Source organism: Streptomyces sp. NPDC020958, assembly GCF_055562175.1.
In genome coordinates this window covers 149,710-170,019 of sequence record NZ_JBVHFU010000008.1, presented here as the reverse complement: position 1 = coordinate 170,019, position 20,310 = coordinate 149,710, and the positions used below count along the sequence as shown (strand labels likewise).

The window sequence follows — 20,310 nt, the reverse complement described above, 5'->3', positions numbered from 1 at the left end:
ATGCCCGGAAGCCCGCCCCGCAGACGCCGTCGGCCTCGGGCGCGTCACGACCAGTCGTCGTCCTCGTCATCCTCGTAGTCCTCGTCGTCGGCATCGGGGGTGTCCTCGCGAAGTACGACGACGAGTTGGACAGGCGCGTCGGTGTCACTGTGCTTGACCCCGGCCAGAACAACCTTGTCCGCGACGAGCCACGCCCGGTGATCGATGAAGTCCTCGCCATCTGTCAGGTCCCGGTCCGACTCCTGGAGCCGCGGCCCGAGGACCCCGGATGTCAGCTGCGAGACGACCGTGGGGAGTTCCGCCACTGCCGCTTCATAGAGCTCTTCTATGTAGGTGTCCGGGTCCGCACGTTCGTCCTCGACGTCGCGGTGCCAGAGAGTGAACTGCACCTCCACAGGTGCGTTCCCCTGCACCCATGCGCTGGCGCCCTCGCGCCGCCATGTGGTGGCCCAGGCCTTCGCGGGGTTCCTGCGCTCCCCCGTCCACCCGGCGGCGGTGAGGACTCCCTCCACGGCCTGGCCGCTGAGTTCGTCGAGCTCGGACAGCTGATCCAATTCAACACTTACGTCAACCATTTACTCATTCCACTCATACCATTGCCCGGCACATGGAAGACCGCGAGTGTACCATTCGCAATTGCCTCCGGGAAATGGTTGCCGAGAACCTCCCGGAAATGAGCCGCACCCGCAGGATTTGATATCGCGTAGCGAACACCCTTGCCGCCGAGGCCGTCATTCAGTTCCAGCAGCTTGGCCGCCTGGCTGGTTATCTTGCCTTCGTCGTAGAATTCGCTTTCAGGGTTGTAGTTGGACTTGGCCCAGGCCGCATCGTTCTTTCCGGTGAACTTCGCCTCCATGATCCAGCCGTTTGCCGGCCCGCCGTCCACGTGGACGGCCCGGCCGTCCGCGAGCTTCCAGATCTGCTCGTAGTCGGTGCCCGAGACCACCCGCTGGTACCGGAAGGAGGGACGCTTGAGGAGCTTGTCCGTGAGCCAGGTGAGCCCCTTGAAGGTCGGGCAGGACTGCAGACCCAGAGGGTCGGACCAGTCGAGCGGGTTGACGACGTAGGCGTAGTGGTCGGTTCCTGCAGCCAGGCCCAGCGGGTCCGGGGACAGATAACGCGCCGACCGCGGGTCGTAATAGCGGAAGTAGTTGTAGTGCAGCCCGCTCTCGGCGTCGAAGTACTGGCCCGGGAATCGCAGCGGACATTCTTCGGTCTGATCAGCGGATTCCTCCTGGCCGCCCCAGAGAAGGGACCGCCGTTTCCAGGTCAGCTCGCCACCGGGCGACACCAGTTCGCTGGGGCTTCCGGCCAGATCGCCGACGATCAGCCGGAAACGACGGTCGACTTCTTCCTGCGGTATTCCAGCGGGCCGCTCCTGCCGGTTCTGGGCGACCGCCCGATGGCTGTCGGGCGAGTATTCCCAGGTAATACTCGTCCGCCGAGCGTCCTCGTCGTCGCGTATTTCCTCCGCCAGACGGCTTCCGTCCCACACGAAGTAGACGGTTTCCGCCACCTTCCCGGTGCCGTCGGCCCGTTTCTTGCTTATCCGGCGCCCGAGCGCGTCGTAGGAGTACCGCCAGGTCGCACCGTCGGGAGTCACCAATTGCGTCAGCCGGTCATCCGCGTCCCAGGTGTAAGCCCAGCTCCTGCGACGGCCGGAGAGTGTGGTCGTGGTCCGTCTGACCACGCGGCCCTGTGCGTCGTACTCGTACCTGGCCCGGCCGACGCCGACCAGCCGGTTCCCTTCGTAGCTGAATCGCTGCGGGGGCTCGTCGACGTGTCGGGATCCCGAACTGTGCGAGGAAAGGAGGCTTCCCGTGGAGTCGTACGCGTAGTTCTCGGTCCAGGTGGCGGCGTGGACCGCCGTCACCCGTCCCGTCGCGTTGAGCGTGTACGTGGTCGCGCCGGCGCCGACTTCGGCCATCTCGGTCAGACCGGTGGGCGAATAGGCATAGGTGCGGTCGATCGTGACCGCCGGCGTGTCTGCCCGCCGCGGACCGTCGTGCGCGACAACCGTCCGCTGCGTGCGGAGGCGGTGCGCGGCGTCCCACGTCTGCTGCAACGAGAATGCCTCGTCGAGCCGGACCTCCGTCTGCCGGCCCACCAGGTCGTGTGAGAAGTGCAGATCGTGGCCGAACGCGTGAAGCCGTTCGGGCCGACCGTCGACATCGTACGAAAACGTGCTTCGCGCTCCCGAGGGCGTGACGCGAGTGAGTCGGCGGCCCAGTAGATCGTAGGTGAAAGTGCTGGTGAGACCGTTGACCGTCTCCGACGTGACGCGTCCGTACGCGTCGTGCTCGAACGCGAGCGTGGCGGAGGCCGACACCGCCTCCTTGAGCAGGCCCGCATCGTCGTACCGGAACGACGTGGTCAAGTCCCCCACCTGCTTGCGCACCACGTTGCCGTTGACGTCCCGTAGATACGAGACTATTTCCCCGGCCCCGTTGATCTGCCGGACGAGGCGCCCCACCTCGTCGTGGTCGTACCTGACCCGTCGGCCGTTGAAATCCTCCTCCGCGACCGGACGTCCGACCTCGTCATAGGTGTAGTGCCAGGTCAGCCCACGCTCATTCGTGACGGAAGTGAGCCGGAGCTCCGTGTCGTGCCCAAACCGAAGGGTGCCACCTCCGGGATGGCTCCTGGCCACGAGAAGATCGAAGTGCGAGTACTGGGAGGTGGTGGTCGCACCGGCCGCATCCGTGTGGGTGAGGAGGTTGCCCTCCGGGTCCCAGCTCCAGGACGCGACTCGCCCGTCAGAAGCCACCCGCTCCCGAGGCTTGCCCTCCACGGTCCATGCGGTGCGAGTTATGCCGCCCAGCGGGTCCACGACGGACTCGACCCGCCCGAACGCGTCCCTGGCGTACTCCACGACCGCACCGGTCGGACCGGTCATCCTCGAGACCAGCCCCGCCGCGTCCGTCGTGAAGGCGACGGTCCCGCCCATGGCATCCGTGATGGCGGTCACAGCCCCGGTCGCGTCGAATCCGAAGCGCGTGACCACTCCCCCGGGTTCGGTCACCGACAGCCGGTTGCCGCGCTCGTCGTAGGTGTAGGTACGTACCGCGCCGTCCGCGCCGATCGTCACCACCGGCAGGTGCAGCGAGTTGTATTCGGCGGACGCACGCCGCCCGTCCGGCCCGATGACGGCCGTGACGTTGCCCGCCTCGTCGTAGGTGTACGACGTGTGACGTCCCGCGGGATCGGTCTGCCGGAGCAGACGGCCGCTCCGGTCCCATTCGAGATGTTCGTCCCGTCCGGCTGCGTCGGTCACCCTGACCAAGTGCAGAAGTTCGTCGTAGTGGTACCGAGTCGAATGGCCCAGGGAGTTCGTGTACGTCGTCGTCCGCTGCATCGGGTCGTAGGAGATGGCGCAGTCCAGGAAGCCGCCAGCGCCCTGCCCGGCGACACAGCGGCTCTCCTCGTCGTACGTGAACCGGTACCAGCTGCCGTTCCGGTCGGTCCAAGAGGTGACCCGAGCCTGATCGTCGTAGGTGAACCGGAAGGGAAGGCCGGAGGAGTTGTAGATCTCCGCGAGGTCGCGGTCCGGCGAGTATGCGTAGCGCAGCAGGGTCTGCTGTGTGCCTTCGCCGGTGCGTAGGTGGAGGCCCGTCACCAGACCGTCCGTCGTCTCGACGGCCAGGTGGTATCCGCCCGTGTGTCGGACGGCGACCGGCATGCCGTCAGGTGTGCGATCGAAATCGACTCGGTTGCCGTTGCGATCGGTGATCGCCGAAAGCACCATCGTGTACGGCAGGTCGGGCATCGGTTGGTCGATCGTGGTGAAATGCCGTGTGATGCCGAGAGCGGGATCGAAAATGCGCAGGGCATCGCTGTTCGGGCCGTCCCATTCAAGAGGCCATCTCGGTCCTGCCTGAGGCAGCGTCGGCTCTCCTTGCCGGGGGGCCGGATAAGGCAGCACCATTCCGTCCTCGGCGGCGAACAGCACGCCCTCTTCGTCCAGTTCCACACGCTCGTCGAGCGTGGACGCCCAGGACCTTCCGAAACACCGGCCCTCCCGGTACGTCGAGATATGGGTGCGCTTCAGGGCCAGGGACAGCACTCCCGGCAGCTCCACATCCGTGTCGTACATGAGCATCTCGCCGCTGACCATGTCGATGGGGTCACCTCCAGGGCAACGCCCGGCCAGCGCCCTGGCACGCTTGGCGATGTTGTCCGCACCGCTTCTGAGCGAGGCCACGCCCGCCTTGCGCAAGCCGCGCAGGGCGACGCTCATGGCCTTCATGCCGCCGCGGAGGTTCTTCATCTCCTTCAGCCCCTTGGCGATTTTGCCGAGGCTGGTGATGCCTTTGCCGCCGGGTATGCAGTCGAGCGCGGCGAAGGCCACATCCCACAGTGACGCTTGGCCTTTGGAGTATTTGTAGAGGGTGTCGGCGAGGACGACGAGGGCCGCAACCAGCACGATCGCGCCGAGGATCGGCCCGCCGATGATCATCGCGATGATGCCGACGACCGCGACGACGACCTTGCAGACGGTGACGATGGTGTCCCAGTTGTCCTCGAACCAGTGCCCGACGTCCTGCCACCAGTGCCGGTTCGGGATCCCGGCGTCGGACGCCTCGTCGATCTTCCGCTTCGCCTCCCCGGCCGCGTCGTCACGCATCTTCCGGGCGTCCTCGGCCATCTTCTTCGCGGCGTCGAGGGCGTTCTGGGCGGCGGTGACGTCCGACTGGGCCTGGGTATGGGCGGACTTGGCGCTCTGCACGTCCCGGGTGGCGGCGCGGACCTTGCCCTCGTCCGGCTTGTCGGCGTCGGACTTGCTGCCGGTGGGGTCGTCCTTGTACTTGTCGGCTTCCTTCGTGGCCCGGGTGATCCAGGAATCGGCGGAGGACAGGCGGGACTTGGCGGAGGAGAGGTCGGACTGGGCCTCCTTGGCCTTGGCGAGGGCCTTGTCCGCCAGGGCCTGGGCGCGTTCCAGCTTCGGCCAGTAGTCCGCGAGCGCGTCGCCGCACAGCTCGTAGGACTTCTTCAGCTTCTTCAGGTTTTTCGGGACGTCCTTGAACTGCTCCTTGAAGACCTCCGCCGACTTGCCCGCCCACTGCAGAAGAGCGTCCTCACCGGCCATGCCCTTGACCAGACGCAACGCGTCGGAGACGTCGTCGGCGAAGGTGTGCAGCTGCGCGGCGAGGGTGCGGACGCGTTGCGGGTCGCCCGGGGTGGGGTCCTTGTCGAGGTCGAGTGGATGCCAGTCCGCCGGTCGGTACCCCGCCATGATCTCGCAACCCCCGTCGCGTACACCCCGTCAGTAAGCCTGTGCACACGCGAACTTACTAGGAACGACCGTTCGAGGTGAAGGCCGACGGTCGAGTCGGCCGTGCCCGACTGGGGCTCAGCGTCGGCGTCCGCGCAAGGTCCGCCGGCCGTCCTGGATGGCGTCCACGGAGCGGAGCCGCCAGTGCTCCAGCGTGCCGCGCACCGTCACGTACACCCACCGACGCTTGAACCACGGTGGCAGGTCCCGGAACGGCACAAAGGTGAACGTGTCGCCGATCGCGTCCGCGGCCGGGCCGCCCGGCCCCTCGGCGCGCAGCGCGGCGAACAGCTCGGGGGTGAGCCGGCGGTTGAGGCGGGCCGCGGTGCAGGCGTACCCCCGCTCCCCCGGGTCCGGGAGTTTCATCGCCCGCACGATCCGAGGGGACGCCGCCTCCAACGGGCAGTTGAGGGCCAGCCCGATCGCCGCCGTACCGAGATGATCCTCGCCGCGCTCGAACGCGGCGTCCCACTCGGCAGGGTCGGCGAGACCCAGCAGACCTCCGCCGCTCTCCCAGTCCATGACGACCGGCCCGTTCAGTCCGCGAAGCGGAACGTCGACGTGATCGCGTCGAAGATGTCGAAGAAGGAGTCGGCGAGGTCGAGGACCTGGCTGCTGCCCGCGACCAGGGCGACCTTGCCCTCCTGGCCGGGGACCGGGATGAAGGTCTGCATCAGGACCGCGCGAATCGTGCGGCCCAGGCTGTCCTCGGGGATCGGGATGTCCTCGATGCCGTACGTCCGGGCGGCCGGACCGACTCCGGGGATGTCGACGGTCGTCACCTTGCGCCAGGAGTCGCCCTCCCGGTGGGCCTCCTTGGGGGCGAGCTGGGCGGCGATGGCGGCGGGGTCGTTGGAGAGCGGCGCGCCCTCGCGGGTCCGGCCGCCGACCAGCGACACCGTGACCGACCCGGTGATCGGGGTGTCGCCGCCGAAGCTCTCCGCCATGCAGCCGCAGTACATCGCGCCCGACTTCCACGCGTCGGCCGCGGACTTGCGCAGGAAGCCGACGTACGTGTCCCGGTACTGCGCCAGCTCCGGGTACTGGGCGACGCGTTCGTTCACCATCCGCCGGATCGAGTCGTCCCGCGACTCCGGCCGCACGTCGAACTCCCACCACGACTCCGGCACCTTGATCCGGAAACCGCCGCGCTCGATGGTGAGCGTCTCCATATAGCGCGCCATGGTGTACGCCGCCCCCGTCCGATGATCTGATATACGGTGCGGCCCAGACTACGAGATGCGCGAACGGGGGACGGTCACGTGGGCAACGGCAAGAGCGACCTCGCGATACCGCTGAGCGAGCTGGAGGACTACGGCCGCAAGCTGCGCTCCATCAAGGAGCGTCTCAACCACACCAAGAAGATGTTCGAGTCCTACCAGGACGACGTCGGCAGCAGCACGGTCTACAACGCCCTCGACGACTTCGAGTCCAACTGGCACGACGGCCGCGAGGACATCACCAAGCAGATCGACTCCCTCGCCGACATGTCCGACACCGTGGTCCGCGAGTTCAAGAAGCTGGACGACGACCTCGCGAAGAAGGCAAAGGACGCGGTACGGCCGGAGGGTCAGCAGCAGCAACAGGGCAGCGGCGCGAACAAGGCGGAGTAGACCGCGTCCTCCGCGCACAGGCTCACGCCACCCTGGACACCGCCCCGCTCATCACTGACGTGCAGCGCGCCCTGCTGAAGAGCGCACTCGACCGCGAGGGCCGCCCGGAAGGGTCGGCGACCTCGCGGAACGGCGCAGGCGTACCTCACTCCCCGGCGGCGGCCGCGTGGGAGAGGAAGGCCGTCCAGGTGGCGGGCGGGAAGGTGAGGTGGGGGCCGCGGGACGGGGTCGCGGTGTTCTTCGAGTCGCGGATGTGGACGGTGGCGGGACCGAGGGCGACTTCGACGCAGGAGTCGCCTTCACTGCCGCTGCTGTAGCTGCTCTTGAACCACGTCAGACCGGAGACGTCCTCGGCCGTGGACTTGCGGATCATGTCTCCCCCAGCAGTTGTTCGATGAAGGCCGTCGACTCACGCGGTGTGAGCGCCTGCGCCCGGATGATGCCGTACCGCAGTTCAAGGATACGGAGCTGCTTCGCATCGGACACCGGTCGGCCGCCGGCCACTGCTACCGAACGTCCCACCGCCGAGCCGTCCCCGGACTTCAGCACCTCGATTCCGCCGTCGACCCCCGCGTGCTCCTCACGGTCCATCGGCATCACCTGAAGCTCGACGTTCCGCAACCGCGCAACCTCCAGCAGGTGTTCCAACTGCTGACGGAGAACCGCACGCCCGCCGAGCGGCCGCCGGAGCGTCCACTCCTCCAGGACGAAGCTGAGTTCAGGTGCCGGGTCCCGCTCGAATACGGCCTTACGGGCCACGCGCGCGGCGATGAACCGCTCCACCTCGTCCCCGCTGTACGCCGGGCGACGCATCAGGAGCAGCCGTCGCGCGTACTCGGGTGTCTGCAACAACCCGTGGATGTGGAGCGGGTCGTAGAGCTGGAGCTCCACCGCCCTCGCCTCCAACTGCGCCAGATCACGCACCTTCTTGGGGTACCGGACCCGCCGTACGTCTTCCTTCATCGCCGAGAGCAGCCCCTTCGCCCCCAACACCTCGTCCGCCCTGTCCAGATACTCCGGCCGGGGAATCCGCTTCCCACCTTCGATCTTGTAGACCATGTCCTCGCCGGACCCGACCGCCACCCCGAACTCGGCGGCCCGCATCCCCACTGCCTCCCGCCGCAGTTTCAGCTGCCGCCCGACGGTCGCGATGACCGCGACGCCCCACTCGTCATCGGGATCCACCTCCCAACCCGGCTCGTCCGCCTCGCTCCTGAGCGGCCCCACCGCGCCGTCCACGCTCATCCCTCACCCCTCCGTCGTACGACCGTGCCTCGACGGCGCCCTACCCGTGCGGCCGCGTCCGACAGCCAGGCCGACGCCGGACAAGCAGCGGACAGTGACCGTACGCAACGACTCCGTCACTGCCCACGGTAGGCGCAGGCGGCCACGCTGAGTGACGCGAACAGAAAATCGCCACCCCCTGAACCGACCGTCACGCGGTCCGCCGCGAGGCGGTGACGCCCGCCGCAAAGTAGTTAAAAAACCCAGGGAAATCCCCCTACCCAACCCCACCCGCCTCCCCGCCGCCGCCTGTCACTCTCCGGAGTGAACATGGCCAACTGGGCTGGATTCGGTGCCGGTTGCCCGGCATATGCTCGCCGCGACAACACCGGGTGAGCGTGCGAGCACGCAGCCGGGCACCCCCCGCACATACGACGGCCCCCGGCCGGGAGTAGCGATCCCGATCGAGGGCCTGACCACCTAGGAAGACTGCAACTTCCCGATGGATGCAGAGCACACTAGCGCGCCCTCGCGCGCCCGGTCAGCCGTTCCGGGGTCGAACCCCTCGTGCGGGGTGACCCACGTCAACGTCCGCCTCACCACGCGGTACACGGTGGTCGACAACCGCCTTCTCCAGCACCGCGAACTCTCCCTCACCGCGATCGGCCTCGCCGGGCACATCCAGTCGCTGCCGACCGGCGCCCGTGTGGACATCAAGTCCCTGACCGCGCGTTTCCCGGAGGGCGAGGTGCGGATCGCGGCGGCGCTGCGCGAACTGGAGGCCCACGGCTACCTGTCCCGGACGCGTGAGCGGCTGCCGAACGGCCGGATGGTCTCGCGGACGGTGTCGTACAACCGGCCGACGGGGGCGGAAGAGGTACGAGAGATTACGCCGCCACCGCCACTTACACCAGCACCAGCACCAGCACCAGCACCAGCAGCGCGCCCAGAGCAGGCACACCTCCCTGCAGCACCGTCACCGCGCCCGCCGAAGCCACCTCTGCCGGAACCCATGCGCAGCACCCCCGACCCGCAGCGCACAGCCACCACCCTCCTCGCCGGACTCCACCACGACGACCCCCGTCTCCTCCTCCCCGAACGCGAGGTACGACGCCTCGCCCCGGCGGTCGACGCCTGGCTGGAACGTGGTGCCTCACCCGAAGCCGTACGCCGCGCCCTCACGTCCGGTCTCCCGACCGAGCCGCTCCTCCACCCGGCGGGCTTCCTGGCCCACCGCCTCACGGAGCACCTGCCTCCGCCACCGCCGCCCGCCCCGCCGCGCCCGCTCCCCTTCCAGGACTGCGACGGCTGCGACCGCCCGTTCCGTGCGGCGGAGCCCGGCCACTGCCGTGACTGCCGCCCCCACCAGGCGCTGCAGGAAGCGGCATGACCCCCAGGTCCGCACGACTACGACGAGAGACCCCGACTCCCCTCATGGCACTGGCAGCCGCCCTGAAGGGCCCGCAGGCCGACGACGAAGACACCGCGAGCATCTACATCGAGCTGACCGAACAAGGCCTGGGCAAGACGCCGGCCGCGGACCTCTGGAGGCACCTCATGGCCGTCGACCTCTCCATCTTCCAGTCCCAGACGGCTCAGGCCCTGCGCGCCGAGGGCCTCGCTGAAGGCCTCGCCGAAGCCCTCCTCGTCGTCCTCGGCGGCCGTGGCGTCGACGTCGGCGACGAAGCCCGTGACCGCATCACCTCCTGCGACGACCACGACACCCTCACCACCTGGCTGACCCGCGCCGCCACGGCCACCACCACGGCCGAGCTCTTCGAGCAGCCCGAATGAGAGCCGGCGCTCAGCGCACCAGCTCGGTGGCCAGGAGGTCCATCAGGAGGCCGTCGTGCCAGGTGCCGTCCGGGCCGCGCTCGTACTGCCGCATGATGCCGACGGGCCTGAAGCCGACCTTGGTGTAACAGCGGATCGCCGCGATGTTGTCGGCTGCCGGGTCGATGATCAGACGGTGGTAGCCGTGGACGTCGACGAGATGGCAGGCCAGTGCCCGTACGGCCTCGGTGCCCAGGCCCCTGCGGTGCACCGCGGGATCGAGGAAGAGGTCGATGCCCGCGTGCCGGTAGTCCGGCTCCTCCTCGGCGTACCACTGGATCATCCCGACGATCCGCTGTCGGTGGTCGACGGTCAGGCACCGGGTGCCAGGGTCTTCGAGGTCGGCTGCGACGTCCGCCTCGAGATCGTCCCCGCCCCTCCATCGTGCACGCACTTCAGGTGTGGCCCGAATGGCGGCCAAGGCGGGGATGTCCTCGCGCACGGTGGGGCGGAGGGCGACGGAGGCGCCACGCAGCACGGTCATCCGGAGAATCTACGCGACCGGCCCCGGAGCGGCTCGCTCTGCGACGGACTCGGAGTCCCCCGTCTGCCGGATGGCCGGGAGTCCCGACGTCCGGCAACGTGAGGGCACAAGCGTCAGTCGCGTGTGGGTGGAAGGACGCCATCGTGCGAAACGTCGTCGGGACCGCAGCTCTCCTCCTGGCCCTCGCCCTGGCCACCACGGCGCCGGGAGCGCCCGGAACCGGCACGGGCCTGGACGGCGTGTGGCGCACCGACGGCTACGGGACCCTCGTCACCGTCGGCGCACGGGGCATGCAGGAGTACCAGACGACCGCCGTCAGCTGCCTCAAGGGGGACTTCTCGAAGGCGAGGGCGCAACAGGGGACGTACGACTCCGACGGTGACGTCCTCACCCTGCGGCTCGCCTCCGCCCCCGGGCACGCCCTGCTCGGCTCCGACAGCGCGGTCGGGCACCGGCGGCTCACACGGATCAGCGCGCTGCCGGCCGCCTGCACCCGGCCGCCCTCGACCGACCCCCGCGCCTCCTTCGACGTCTTCTGGCAGTCCTTCGAGGAGAACTACCCCTTCTTCGCGGCCAAGGGCATCGACTGGCACGCGATACGGGACCACTACCGGCCGCTCGTGCACGAGGACACCCCCCGCGCCGAGCTCTTCGGCATCTTCAGCCGCATGATCGAACCCCTCCACGACGCGCACGTCCTCGTCCAGGACGGCGACCGCACCTACGGTGTGGTGCGGCCGGGCACCACCGCGCCGGGCCGGGAACTCGACTCCAGGGTGAAGAAGTTCGTCATCGCCCGCGACCTGAAGGGGGCGACCGGCCGGCAGGACTTCGCGGACGGCCTCATCACCTACGCGGACCTCGACGGCGGCCTGGGCTACCTCCGGATCGCCGACTTCGACGGGTACGACCCGGACGACGACTCGTACGCCGCCGACCTCACCGAACTCGACCGGGCCCTGAACAGCGTCCTCACCCCCGCCCGCACCCGTTCCCTGCGCGGTCTGATCATCGACCTGCGGGTCAACGGCGGCGGCTCCGACGCCCTCGGCATCCACATCGCCGAACGGCTGACGGACACCCCGTACGTCGCCTACTCCAAGCGCGTCCGCGACGACCCCGCCGACCCGTCCCGTCACACCCCGCCCGAGCCGGTGCGCGTCATCCCTGCCCGCGGCCCCCGCTACACCGGCCCGATCGCCCTCCTCACCGGCGGCTCGACGATCAGCGCCGGTGAGACCTTCACCCAGGCCCTGATCGACCGTCCGGGCCGCACGGTCCGCATCGGACAGCCGACCCAGGGCGTCTTCTCGGACATCCTGGTCCGCTACCTCCCCGACGGCATGGCGGCCTGGCTCCCGAACGAGGAGTTCCTGACCCGCACCGGCCGCACCTTCGACGGCGCCGGCATCCCGCCGGACATCACCGAACCGGTGTTCACCAAGGAGGAGTTCGCGAAGAACCGGGACTCGGCGTTCGACCGGGCGGTGGCGGTGTTGCGGCCCGCCCGCTGACCTCCCCGGCGCCCCGGGGCCTCAGAGCCGCCGGCTCTCCAGCGGCCCCAGGTACGTCGGGGTCAGGCCACCCGTGTCGATCAGCAGTCGCTGCACCACCACCGTGGGGTCCACCGACCAGAACTTCAGGCGGTGGATCCCGGCGGTCAGGGTGTGCCGGGTCGCCGTCCGGTTCACGTTGTCGGACGTGTTCCGTGCCCAGACCGTGTTCAGCAGGCCGTCGTCCGCGCCCGCGGTGATGTCGACCGACTGGGGTTCGTCGTCGTCGAAGGACAGCGCGTAGCGCAGACCGGGGGAGCCGAGCGACGGGTTGCGCGGGGACAGGTACGCCCACACCGTCACCTCCCCCGCCGACAGCAGGCTCACCTGGTACTCCAGCCGGGGCCAGGAGGCCGCGGAGCCGCCCCAGCCGCCCGTCACCGGCCACGCCGTCATCCCGGCCCCGGTCCGCCCGATGCCCGGCAGCCGGCGCCACCACCCCACCGCACGGTCGTGGTGCTCCGCGTCGATCGCCACATAGCCGCCCGCCTCGACGAAGCCCCGCAGCCCCCGTGACCCGTGCGATCCCCGCGCCGGTGGCTGCTCCGCCACGCACCGCACCGTCACCGACTCCCCCGCCCCGCTCACCGTCAGCGTCCCGGCGGACCGCCCGTCCGGCGCCCGGGACCAGTCCACCCGTACCTCCACCCGTACCTGCTGCTCCACCCGCCCCCGCGGCCGGTCCACCACCAGCCACGGGACCGAACTCTCCACCCGGTAGTCGAAGGGCGTACGGCCCCGGTTGAACACCTCGACGTACTGCTGCGGCCGGGTCTGGTAGGGGCTGAACGGCGGCAGCTCCCCGGCCCCCGCGTCCTGTGCGCCGTCCACGCAGACGCCCAGTCCGGCGGCCTCCGGTACCTCGATCCGCCGTACCGCGGGGAAGAGCACGTCCGGCAGGGCCACGTTGTCCTTCTCCGGCTGCTGCCAGGGCGCGTTGGGGCCGTACCGGGCCACGTCGCCGTAGTCGATGTGCGGCTGGGTCTGGAATCCCCGCCATTTGCCGCCCGCCACCTCGGAGTTGAAGCGGTCGGCCAGGGCGAAGTCCCGGAGCAGGGCCTGCTCCGCGTCCGCCGCCCGGTCGTTCGTCGCCGCCCGGCCCTGCCGGGCGTAGCGCAGGTTGGTGAACTCGGCCTCCCGCAGCGCGTACAGGTTCGCGGTCGCCGCCACCTCGTACCCGACCAGTTCGAACCACGCGTCCCGGCCGGCCTCCGGCAGTCGGCGGGCGATCCTCGCCGCCCGTCCCTCCAGCTCGCGCCACTCCTCGGTGACCCGCTCCAGCTCGCGGTGGCCGAAGGAGAAGGGCGTCTGCTGGTCGTCGTACACCACCTCGCCGGTGTCGGAGAGGGTGATCCGGCGGTTCAGCAGCTCGGGTTTGCGGCGCGCCTGCAACTGGCCGTACCGGGCAAGGACTTCGGCCGCGTCGTCCGCCACCGCGGCGCCGAAGTTCTGCCGCGCGTACCTCCGCTCCCACTCCCCCAGCCGGTCGACGTCCCAGCGCGACGGATCCCAGGCGTAGGTCAGGAAGAACTCCGTCGGGAGCTCGTTGCCCTTCAGGTCGCCCACGTTGGCCACCCACAGGCCGTGGTTGCCGTAGGCGTGCGCCTGGTGGAGCTGGTCCCAGACGTTGCGGAGGTTCGCCGTGTCCACCCACTTGTAGTTGCGGCCCGCGCCCACGTAGTCGAAGTGGTAGTAGAGGCCGTATCCGCCGCCGCGCGGCTCCTGGGGCGAGGGGTGCTTGCGGATGTTGCCCCAGTTGTCGTCCGTCAGGACGACCGTGACGTCGTCCGGGGCGCGCAGGCCGCGGTCCCAGTAGCGCTGGACCTCCTTGTACAGGGTCCACACCTGGGGGGTCTCGGCGGCCGGCCGGCCCGTCACCTCCTCGATGATCCGGCGCTGCGCGGTGATGATCTCCTGCATCAGCTCGATGCCGTCGCCGTCGGGCAGGCCGGTGTCGCCGTTGCCGCGCATGCCGAGCGTGACGACCCCCTCGAACCCCTCGTCGACCATGCGCTGGATGCCGGCCCGCCAGTAGGCCCGGATCGCCTCGGGGTTGCGGAGGTACGACCACTCGCCCGTGCCCCCGTAGGGGTCGGTGCCGGCCGTCGCGTGCCGGTTCCACTCCTCGATGCCACGCATCATGGGCGCCTCGTGAGACGTGCCCATGACAACGCCGTAGTCGGCGGCCCGCCGGTGGTTCTCCGGGTCGTCCTCGGCGAAGGCCCGCCCCCACACCGCCGGCCAGAGGTAGTTGCCCTTCAGCCGGAGCAGCACCTCGAAGACCCGGGCGTAGAAGTCCGCGGTGAAGCCACCGGGGTAGCCGGGGGCCTTGCCGGGACCGAAGTGGGCGGGCGCCCAGGTGCCGAGGGCCGGGTTCTCGTCGTTGATGAAGAAGCCGCGGTACTTCACGGCGGGGGTGCCCTGGGTGAACCTGCCGGGCAGGACCCACGCCCCGGCCCGCCGTACCGGCGGCACGTCGTCCCACCAGTACCAGGGGGAGACCCCGAGCCCGTACGAGACGTCGTACGCCCCGAAGATCGTGCCGCGCGGGTCGCTGCCCGCGATGACGAAGGCCTGCTCCACCCCGGGCATCGGATGCTCGACCACCGTCTGGAGCGAGGTCTCCCAACGGCCGCCGACCCCCGTCACGTCCAGCTTCCCGGCGGCCACCAGGCCGTCGATCAGCGGGCTGCGGCCGATCGTGCCGACGAGGACGGCACGGCGGGCGATCGTGGCACCCGGCCGGGTCCCCGTCACCCGTTCGAGGTCGGCACGGAGGTCGCCCGCGACCCGTACGACCCCTGGGTGATCGTCCGGGCTCACCACGACCGGGGCGCCCACCAGGGAGAACGCCCCACCGGTGAAGGAGATGTACGCGCCGGGGTCGGTCACCCGCGGCGCACGCTCACCTCCGGCCCACGCGACGCCCGACGACGGCGCGGGCACGGTGGCCAGCCCCGCCCCCAGCCCCGCCCCCAGCCCCGCCCCCAGGACGGTCCTACGACGCACGGACATGCCTCACCCCTCCACCCGAATTTGGTCAGCGGCATGACAAATGGTGGAGGGAGTGGCTCCCGGGAGCCAGGGGTCGTACCCGCCGAATACTTTCGAGCCCGCCACGCTTTCGAGCCGCCGCGCTTTCGAGCCCGCCGTCCCGCCTCGGACACGCCGAATGGCCCGTACGACCGAAGTCGTACGGGCCATTCAGAGACCTACCAGGTCAGCCCTTACGGGCCGAGATCACTTGTTGATCTTGGTGACCTGGCCGGCGCCGACCGTGCGGCCACCCTCACGGATGGCGAACTTCAGGCCCTCTTCCATGGCGATGGGCTGGATGAGCTCGACCTTCATCTCAGTGTTGTCGCCCGGCATGACCATCTCGGTGCCCTCGGGGAGGGTCACGACGCCGGTCACGTCCGTGGTACGGAAGTAGAACTGCGGACGGTAGTTGTTGAAGAACGGCGTGTGGCGGCCACCCTCGTCCTTGGAGAGGATGTAGGCCTGCGCCTCGAACTCGGTGTGCGGGGTGACCGAGCCCGGCTTGATGATGACCTGGCCGCGCTCGACGTCCTCGCGCTTGATGCCGCGGAGCAGCAGACCGACGTTCTCACCGGCCTGGCCCTCGTCGAGCAGCTTGCGGAACATCTCGATACCGGTGACCGTGGTGGTGGTCTTCTCGGTCTTGATGCCGATGATGTCGACGGTCTCGTTGACCTTGAGGATACCGCGCTCGATACGACCGGTGACGACGGTGCCACGACCGGTGATCGTGAAGACGTCCTCGATCGGCATCAGGAACGGCTTGTCGACGTCACGCTCGGGCTCCGGGATGGAGGTGTCGACAGCGTTCATGAGGTCCAGGACGGACTGGGTCCACTGGGCGTCGCCCTCGAGCGCCTTGAGCGCCGAGACCTTGACGACCGGGACGTCGTCGCCCGGGAACTCGTACTCGGAGAGGAGCTCACGGACCTCGAGCTCGACGAGCTCCAGGATCTCCTCGTCGTCCACCATGTCGGCCTTGTTCAGGGCGACGACGATGTACGGCACGCCGACCTGGCGGGCCAGGAGCACGTGCTCCTTGGTCTGCGGCATCGGGCCGTCGGTGGCGGCCACGACCAGGATCGCGCCGTCCATCTGGGCGGCACCGGTGATCATGTTCTTGATGTAGTCCGCGTGACCCGGGCAGTCGACGTGGGCGTAGTGGCGCGCCTCGGTCTGGTACTCGACGTGCGCGATGGAGATGGTGATACCGCGCTGACGCTCCTCGGGCGCCTTGTCGATGTTGTCGAACGGGGTGGCCTCGTTCAGGTCCGGGTACGCGTCGTGCAGCACCTTGGTAATGGCGGCCGTGAGGGTCGTCTTACCGTGGTCGATGTGACCGATGGTGCCGATGTTGACGTGCGGCTTAGTCCGCTCGAACTTCGCCTTCGCCACTGGGGTCCTCCTGTGGAGTGGTTCTGTACGCCTTGGTTCAATCGGCGCCAGGTGATCTTTGCTGTTGGGTCCCGGGCCCCGGGCCGATCCGCCACGAATGCGGAGGAACGACCCGTGAGGCTCCGGGGTCAAGCCTAAAGCGTGGTGCGCACTGCGGTGAACGCGGTGCTTACTCGCCCTTGGCCTTCGCGATGATCTCCTCGGCGACGTTCCGCGGAACCTCGGCGTAGGAGTCGAACTGCATGGAGTAGCTGGCCCGGCCGGACGTCTTGCTGCGCAGGTCGCCGACGTAACCGAACATCTCCGAGAGGGGCACGAGGCCCTTCACGACGCGGGCACCGGCCCGCTCCTCCATGGCCTGGATCTGGCCACGGCGGGAGTTGATGTCGCCGATGACCTCACCCATGTAGTCCTCGGGCGTGGTGACCTCGACGGCCATCATCGGCTCAAGGAGAACGGGCTTGGCCTTGCGCGCGGCCTCCTTGAAGGCCTGCGAACCGGCGATCTTGAAGGCGAGCTCGGAGGAGTCCACCTCGTGGTAGGCACCGTCGTGCAGGATCACGCGGACACCGGTCATCTCGTAACCGGCGAGGATGCCGAACTGCATGGCCTCCTGCGCACCGGCGTCGACCGAAGGGATGTACTCCTTCGGGATACGACCACCGGTCACCTTGTTCACGAACTCGTACGACGTGTCGCCACCCTCGAGCGGCTCGATGCCGATCTGCACCTTCGCGAACTGACCGGTACCACCGGTCTGCTTCTTGTGGGTGTAGTCGACGCGCTCGACGGCCTGACGGATCGTCTCGCGGTACGCGACCTGCGGCTTGCCGACGTTGGCCTCGACCTTGAACTCACGGCGCATACGGTCGACCAGCACCTCGAGGTGCAGCTCGCCCATACCACCGATGATGGTCTGGCCGGTCTCCTCGTCCGAGTGGACCTGGAAGGAGGGGTCCTCCTCCGCGAGACGCTGGATGGCGACACCCAGCTTCTCCTGGTCACCCTTGGACTTGGGCTCGATGGCGACCTGGATGACCGGCGCCGGGAAGTCCATGGACTCCAGGATCACCGGCTGCTTGTCGTCGCACAGCGTCTCACCGGTCGTGGTCTGCTTCAGACCCATGACGGCGATGATGTCGCCGGCGCCCACCGACTCGATCTCCTCACGCTTGTTCGCGTGCATGCGGTAGATCTTGCCGATGCGCTCCTTCTTGCCCTTGACGGAGTTCAGCACGGCGGTGCCGGACTCCAGGCGGCCCGAGTAGACCCGGACGAAGGTGAGCTTGCCGAGGTGCGGGTCGCTCATGATCTTGAACGCCAGCGCGGACAGCGGCTCGTCGTCGGACGGCTTGCGCTTGACCACGACCTCCGGGTCCTTCACGTCGTGGCCCTCGATGGCCTCGACGTCCAGGGGGGAGGGGAGGTAGCGCACGACCGCGTCGAGCAGGGGCTGGACGCCCTTGTTCTTGAACGCGGTACCGCAGAACACCGGGGTGACCGTGGTGTCCTTGGACTTGCCGGACGCGATGGTGATGCGACGGATCGCGGCGTACAGCTGCTCCTCGGTGGGCTCCTCGCCCTCCAGGTACAGCTCCATGATCTCTTCGTCGTTCTCGGCGACCGTCTCGATGAGCTTGCCGCGGTACTCCTCGGCAGCCTCGGTGTGGGTGGCCGGGATGTCGACGACGTCGTACATCTCGCCCTTGGTGGCCTCGGCGGACCACACGAGCGCCTTCATGCGGACGAGGTCCACGACGCCCTGGAAGTCGGCCTCGGCACCGATCGGGAGCTGCATGATGATCGGCTGCGCGCCCAGGCGGTCGCTGATCATGTCGACGCAGCGGTGGAACTCGGCACCGGTCCGGTCGAGCTTGTTGACGAAGCAGATACGCGGGACGCCGTAGCGGTCCGCCTGACGCCACACCGTCTCGGACTGGGGCTCCACGCCGGCGACGCCGTCGAACACCGTCACGGCACCGTCGAGCACGCGCAGCGAACGCTCCACCTCGACGGTGAAGTCGACGTGGCCCGGGGTGTCGATGATGTTGATGGTGTGGTCGACGTCTTCCAGCGGCCAGTGACAGGTGGTGGCAGCAGAGGTGATCGTGATGCCACGCTCCTGCTCCTGCTCCATCCAGTCCATGGTGGCGGCGCCGTCGTGGACCTCACCGATCTTGTACGACACACCGGTGTAGAACAGGATCCGCTCGGTGGTGGTCGTCTTGCCCGCGTCGATGTGGGCCATGATCCCGATGTTGCGGACCTTGGCCAGGTCAAGTGAAGTGGTAGCCATAAGGCTTCGGTCTTCTCTCGGTCTCGATGTGGGTAGCGACTACCAGCGGTAGTGCGCGAAGGCCTTGTTGGACTCGGCCATCTTGTGCGTGTCCTCGCGCTTCTTGACGGCCGCACCGAGGCCGTTCGAGGCGTCGAGAAGCTCGTTGAGCAGGCGCTCGGTCATGGTCTTCTCGCGACGGGCACGGGAGTAGCCGACGAGCCAGCGCAGCGCGAGGGTGTTGGCGCGACCGGGCTTGACCTCGATCGGCACCTGGTACGTCGCACCACCGACACGGCGGGACTTGACCTCGAGGGTCGGCTTGATGTTCTCCAGCGCGCGCTTCAGCGTGATGATCGGGTCGTTGCCCGTCTTCTCACGCAGACCCTCCATGGCGCCGTAGACGATGCGCTCGGCGGTGGAACGCTTGCCGTTCAGCAGCACCTTGTTGATCAGGGAGGTCACCAGAGGGGAGCCGTAAACCGGGTCGATGATGACCGGGCGCTTCGGGGCGGGGCCCTTACGAGGCATTCTTACTTCTCCTTCTTGGCGCCGTAGCGGCTGCGGGCCTGCTTGCGGTTCTTGACACCCTGGGTGTCGAGCGAGCCACGGATGATCTTGTAGCGAACACCCGGCAGGTCCTTCACACGGCCGCCGCGCACGAGCACGATGGAGTGCTCCTGCAGGTTGTGTCCCTCACCCGGAATGTAAGCGGTGACCTCGATCCCGCTGGTCAGACGCACACGCGCGACCTTACGCAGGGCCGAGTTCGGCTTCTTCGGGGTGGTCGTGAACACACGCGTGCAGACGCCCCGGCGCTGAGGGGAACCCTCGAGTGCGGGCGTCTTGTTCTTCTCGACCTTGTCCTGCCGGCCCTTGCGGACCAGCTGCTGGATCGTAGGCACTACTTCTCCGGTTTCTGTGTGCCGAATGGTGAAGCTAACCTGGAACGTCGCCGACCCACGCGGTCGGGTGTGTCGGATTCCGCGAACTCCTGCCGGAAAGCAGAAGGGGGCGCGTATCACGGTGGCCACTTCGTCACTCAGGTGCGGTGTGAAGGCACGCACGAGGATCAGGGCACACCCCAGGCACAAGGTCTGAGCGTACCTAGCGCAATGACTCCGGTCAAAACAAAAGAAGCGGGACCGGTTGCGACGCCCATGAGCTGGGGTTTTACGAAAGCCCTCCGCCATACCACGAAGGCGGCCGACACGCGAACACGGACGACACGGGCCGCCCGAGGGGGGTGCCGCCGCGCGATCGCGTGCCGAGCCGGCCCGCCGGGCCGGCCGCCCCCGCTCAACCGATGGTCCCGTTCCCGGGCCGGTGGCCGCCCGGCCCGTCCGGGACGGGACCGCCATGCGAGCGGATGCCGGGCCAGGCCGGTGGGCTGACCGTGGCAGCCCGACCGGTAGCCCCGTTCCCGGGCGGGCGACCCCTCGGGACGTCCAGGGGGGCACCGCCGCGCGAGCCGGAGCCCGGCCAGGCCACGCCGGCCGACCGTGGCGGTACGACCGGTAGCCCCGCTCCCGGGCGGGCGACCCCTCGGGACGTCCAGGGGGGCACCGCCGCGCGAGCCGGAGCCCGGCCAGGCCACGCCGGCCGACCGTGGCGGTACGACC

The 20,310-nt window shown here is 68.8% G+C and carries 16 protein-coding genes; 4 read left to right on the top strand and 12 right to left on the bottom strand.

Annotated features, from left to right (window positions below; genetic code table 11):
* Positions 1–44: 44 nt before the first annotated feature.
* The 4 genes from ACZ3KP_RS23830 to ACZ3KP_RS23815 form a co-directional block, all read right to left on the bottom strand.
* Positions 45–575, bottom strand: a complete 531-nt coding sequence (locus ACZ3KP_RS23830) for a hypothetical protein (protein ID WP_467501645.1) — start codon at positions 573–575, stop codon at positions 45–47.
* The gene (locus ACZ3KP_RS23825) at positions 563–5,233 is read right to left on the bottom strand and encodes an RHS repeat-associated core domain-containing protein (RefSeq protein WP_467501644.1); all 4,671 of its coding nucleotides are present in this window, start codon (positions 5,231–5,233) and stop codon (positions 563–565) included. The genes ACZ3KP_RS23830 and ACZ3KP_RS23825 overlap by 13 nt, the downstream gene beginning before the upstream one ends.
* A gap of 117 nt (positions 5,234–5,350) precedes the next feature.
* Positions 5,351–5,794 carry a hypothetical protein gene (locus tag ACZ3KP_RS23820; protein ID WP_467501643.1) on the bottom strand — a complete coding sequence of 148 codons (444 nt, stop codon included), beginning with the start codon at positions 5,792–5,794 and terminating at the stop codon, positions 5,351–5,353.
* 14 nt (positions 5,795–5,808) lie between these two features.
* Positions 5,809–6,456, bottom strand: a complete 648-nt coding sequence (locus tag ACZ3KP_RS23815) for a hypothetical protein (RefSeq protein ID WP_467501642.1) — start codon at positions 6,454–6,456, stop codon at positions 5,809–5,811.
* Between the two features lie 78 nt (positions 6,457–6,534).
* Here ACZ3KP_RS23815 and ACZ3KP_RS23810 point away from each other — a divergent pair, with 78 nt between their 5' ends.
* Positions 6,535–6,885, top strand: a complete 351-nt coding sequence (locus ACZ3KP_RS23810) for a hypothetical protein (RefSeq protein ID WP_358983570.1) — start codon at positions 6,535–6,537, stop codon at positions 6,883–6,885.
* Between the two features lie 145 nt (positions 6,886–7,030).
* On the opposite strand, the gene ACZ3KP_RS23805 is transcribed toward ACZ3KP_RS23810, so the two are convergent.
* Positions 7,031–7,258, bottom strand: a complete 228-nt coding sequence (locus tag ACZ3KP_RS23805; RefSeq protein WP_467501641.1) for a DUF397 domain-containing protein — start codon at positions 7,256–7,258, stop codon at positions 7,031–7,033.
* Positions 7,255–8,130: a helix-turn-helix domain-containing protein gene (locus tag ACZ3KP_RS23800; protein ID WP_467501640.1), complete on the bottom strand. Its 876-nt coding sequence runs from the start codon at positions 8,128–8,130 to the stop codon at positions 7,255–7,257. The genes ACZ3KP_RS23805 and ACZ3KP_RS23800 overlap by 4 nt, the downstream gene beginning before the upstream one ends.
* A gap of 481 nt (positions 8,131–8,611) precedes the next feature.
* Here ACZ3KP_RS23800 and ACZ3KP_RS23795 point away from each other — a divergent pair, with 481 nt between their 5' ends.
* Both ACZ3KP_RS23795 and ACZ3KP_RS23790 read left to right on the top strand, forming a co-directional pair.
* A complete protein-coding gene (locus tag ACZ3KP_RS23795; RefSeq protein WP_467501639.1) occupies positions 8,612–9,499 on the top strand; it encodes a helix-turn-helix domain-containing protein in 888 nt (295 codons plus the stop codon).
* A gap of 44 nt (positions 9,500–9,543) precedes the next feature.
* Positions 9,544–9,903 carry a hypothetical protein gene (locus ACZ3KP_RS23790; protein ID WP_467501638.1) on the top strand — a complete coding sequence of 120 codons (360 nt, stop codon included), beginning with the start codon at positions 9,544–9,546 and terminating at the stop codon, positions 9,901–9,903.
* Between the two features lie 10 nt (positions 9,904–9,913).
* On the opposite strand, the gene ACZ3KP_RS23785 is transcribed toward ACZ3KP_RS23790, so the two are convergent.
* On the bottom strand, positions 9,914–10,426 hold the full coding sequence (locus ACZ3KP_RS23785) for a GNAT family N-acetyltransferase (RefSeq protein WP_467501637.1): 513 nt from the start codon (positions 10,424–10,426) through the stop codon (positions 9,914–9,916).
* Between the two features lie 143 nt (positions 10,427–10,569).
* On the opposite strand from ACZ3KP_RS23785, the gene ACZ3KP_RS23780 reads away from it, so the two are divergent.
* Positions 10,570–11,940 (top strand): S41 family peptidase, encoded by a 1,371-nt coding sequence (locus ACZ3KP_RS23780; RefSeq protein ID WP_467501636.1) that lies wholly within the window; start codon positions 10,570–10,572, stop codon positions 11,938–11,940.
* Positions 11,941–11,961: 21 nt separating this feature from the next.
* Here ACZ3KP_RS23780 and ACZ3KP_RS23775 read toward each other — a convergent pair whose 3' ends face one another.
* From ACZ3KP_RS23775 to rpsL, 5 genes are all read right to left on the bottom strand, one after another.
* The gene (locus tag ACZ3KP_RS23775) at positions 11,962–14,994 is read right to left on the bottom strand and encodes a glycosyl hydrolase 115 family protein (RefSeq protein ID WP_467501635.1); all 3,033 of its coding nucleotides are present in this window, start codon (positions 14,992–14,994) and stop codon (positions 11,962–11,964) included.
* A gap of 225 nt (positions 14,995–15,219) precedes the next feature.
* The gene (gene tuf, locus ACZ3KP_RS23770) at positions 15,220–16,413 is read right to left on the bottom strand and encodes an elongation factor Tu (RefSeq protein WP_132890215.1); all 1,194 of its coding nucleotides are present in this window, start codon (positions 16,411–16,413) and stop codon (positions 15,220–15,222) included.
* Between the two features lie 169 nt (positions 16,414–16,582).
* On the bottom strand, positions 16,583–18,709 hold the full coding sequence (gene fusA, locus ACZ3KP_RS23765; protein WP_132890216.1) for an elongation factor G: 2,127 nt from the start codon (positions 18,707–18,709) through the stop codon (positions 16,583–16,585).
* A gap of 39 nt (positions 18,710–18,748) precedes the next feature.
* Positions 18,749–19,219: a 30S ribosomal protein S7 gene (gene rpsG / locus ACZ3KP_RS23760; RefSeq protein ID WP_003992340.1), complete on the bottom strand. Its 471-nt coding sequence runs from the start codon at positions 19,217–19,219 to the stop codon at positions 18,749–18,751.
* Between the two features lie 2 nt (positions 19,220–19,221).
* Positions 19,222–19,593, bottom strand: a complete 372-nt coding sequence (gene rpsL, locus ACZ3KP_RS23755) for a 30S ribosomal protein S12 (RefSeq protein WP_003948652.1) — start codon at positions 19,591–19,593, stop codon at positions 19,222–19,224.
* Positions 19,594–20,310: the final 717 nt, after the last annotated feature.

Bases quoted from the DNA above. Each gene is read 5' to 3' on its own strand.
- ACZ3KP_RS23830 (WP_467501645.1), bottom strand. From the start codon at position 575: ATGGTTGACGTAAGTGTTGAATTGGATCAGCTGTCCGAGCTCGACGAA.
- ACZ3KP_RS23825 (WP_467501644.1), bottom strand. From the start codon at position 5,233: ATGGCGGGGTACCGACCGGCGGACTGGCATCCACTCGACCTCGACAAG.
- ACZ3KP_RS23820 (WP_467501643.1), bottom strand. From the start codon at position 5,794: ATGGACTGGGAGAGCGGCGGAGGTCTGCTGGGTCTCGCCGACCCTGCC.
- ACZ3KP_RS23815 (WP_467501642.1), bottom strand. From the start codon at position 6,456: ATGGCGCGCTATATGGAGACGCTCACCATCGAGCGCGGCGGTTTCCGG.
- ACZ3KP_RS23805 (WP_467501641.1), bottom strand. From the start codon at position 7,258: ATGATCCGCAAGTCCACGGCCGAGGACGTCTCCGGTCTGACGTGGTTC.
- ACZ3KP_RS23800 (WP_467501640.1), bottom strand. From the start codon at position 8,130: ATGAGCGTGGACGGCGCGGTGGGGCCGCTCAGGAGCGAGGCGGACGAG.
- ACZ3KP_RS23795 (WP_467501639.1), top strand. From the start codon at position 8,612: ATGGATGCAGAGCACACTAGCGCGCCCTCGCGCGCCCGGTCAGCCGTT.
- ACZ3KP_RS23790 (WP_467501638.1), top strand. From the start codon at position 9,544: ATGGCACTGGCAGCCGCCCTGAAGGGCCCGCAGGCCGACGACGAAGAC.
- ACZ3KP_RS23785 (WP_467501637.1), bottom strand. From the start codon at position 10,426: ATGACCGTGCTGCGTGGCGCCTCCGTCGCCCTCCGCCCCACCGTGCGC.
- ACZ3KP_RS23775 (WP_467501635.1), bottom strand. From the start codon at position 14,994: ATGTCCGTGCGTCGTAGGACCGTCCTGGGGGCGGGGCTGGGGGCGGGG.
- fusA (WP_132890216.1), bottom strand. From the start codon at position 18,709: ATGGCTACCACTTCACTTGACCTGGCCAAGGTCCGCAACATCGGGATC.
- rpsG (WP_003992340.1), bottom strand. From the start codon at position 19,219: ATGCCTCGTAAGGGCCCCGCCCCGAAGCGCCCGGTCATCATCGACCCG.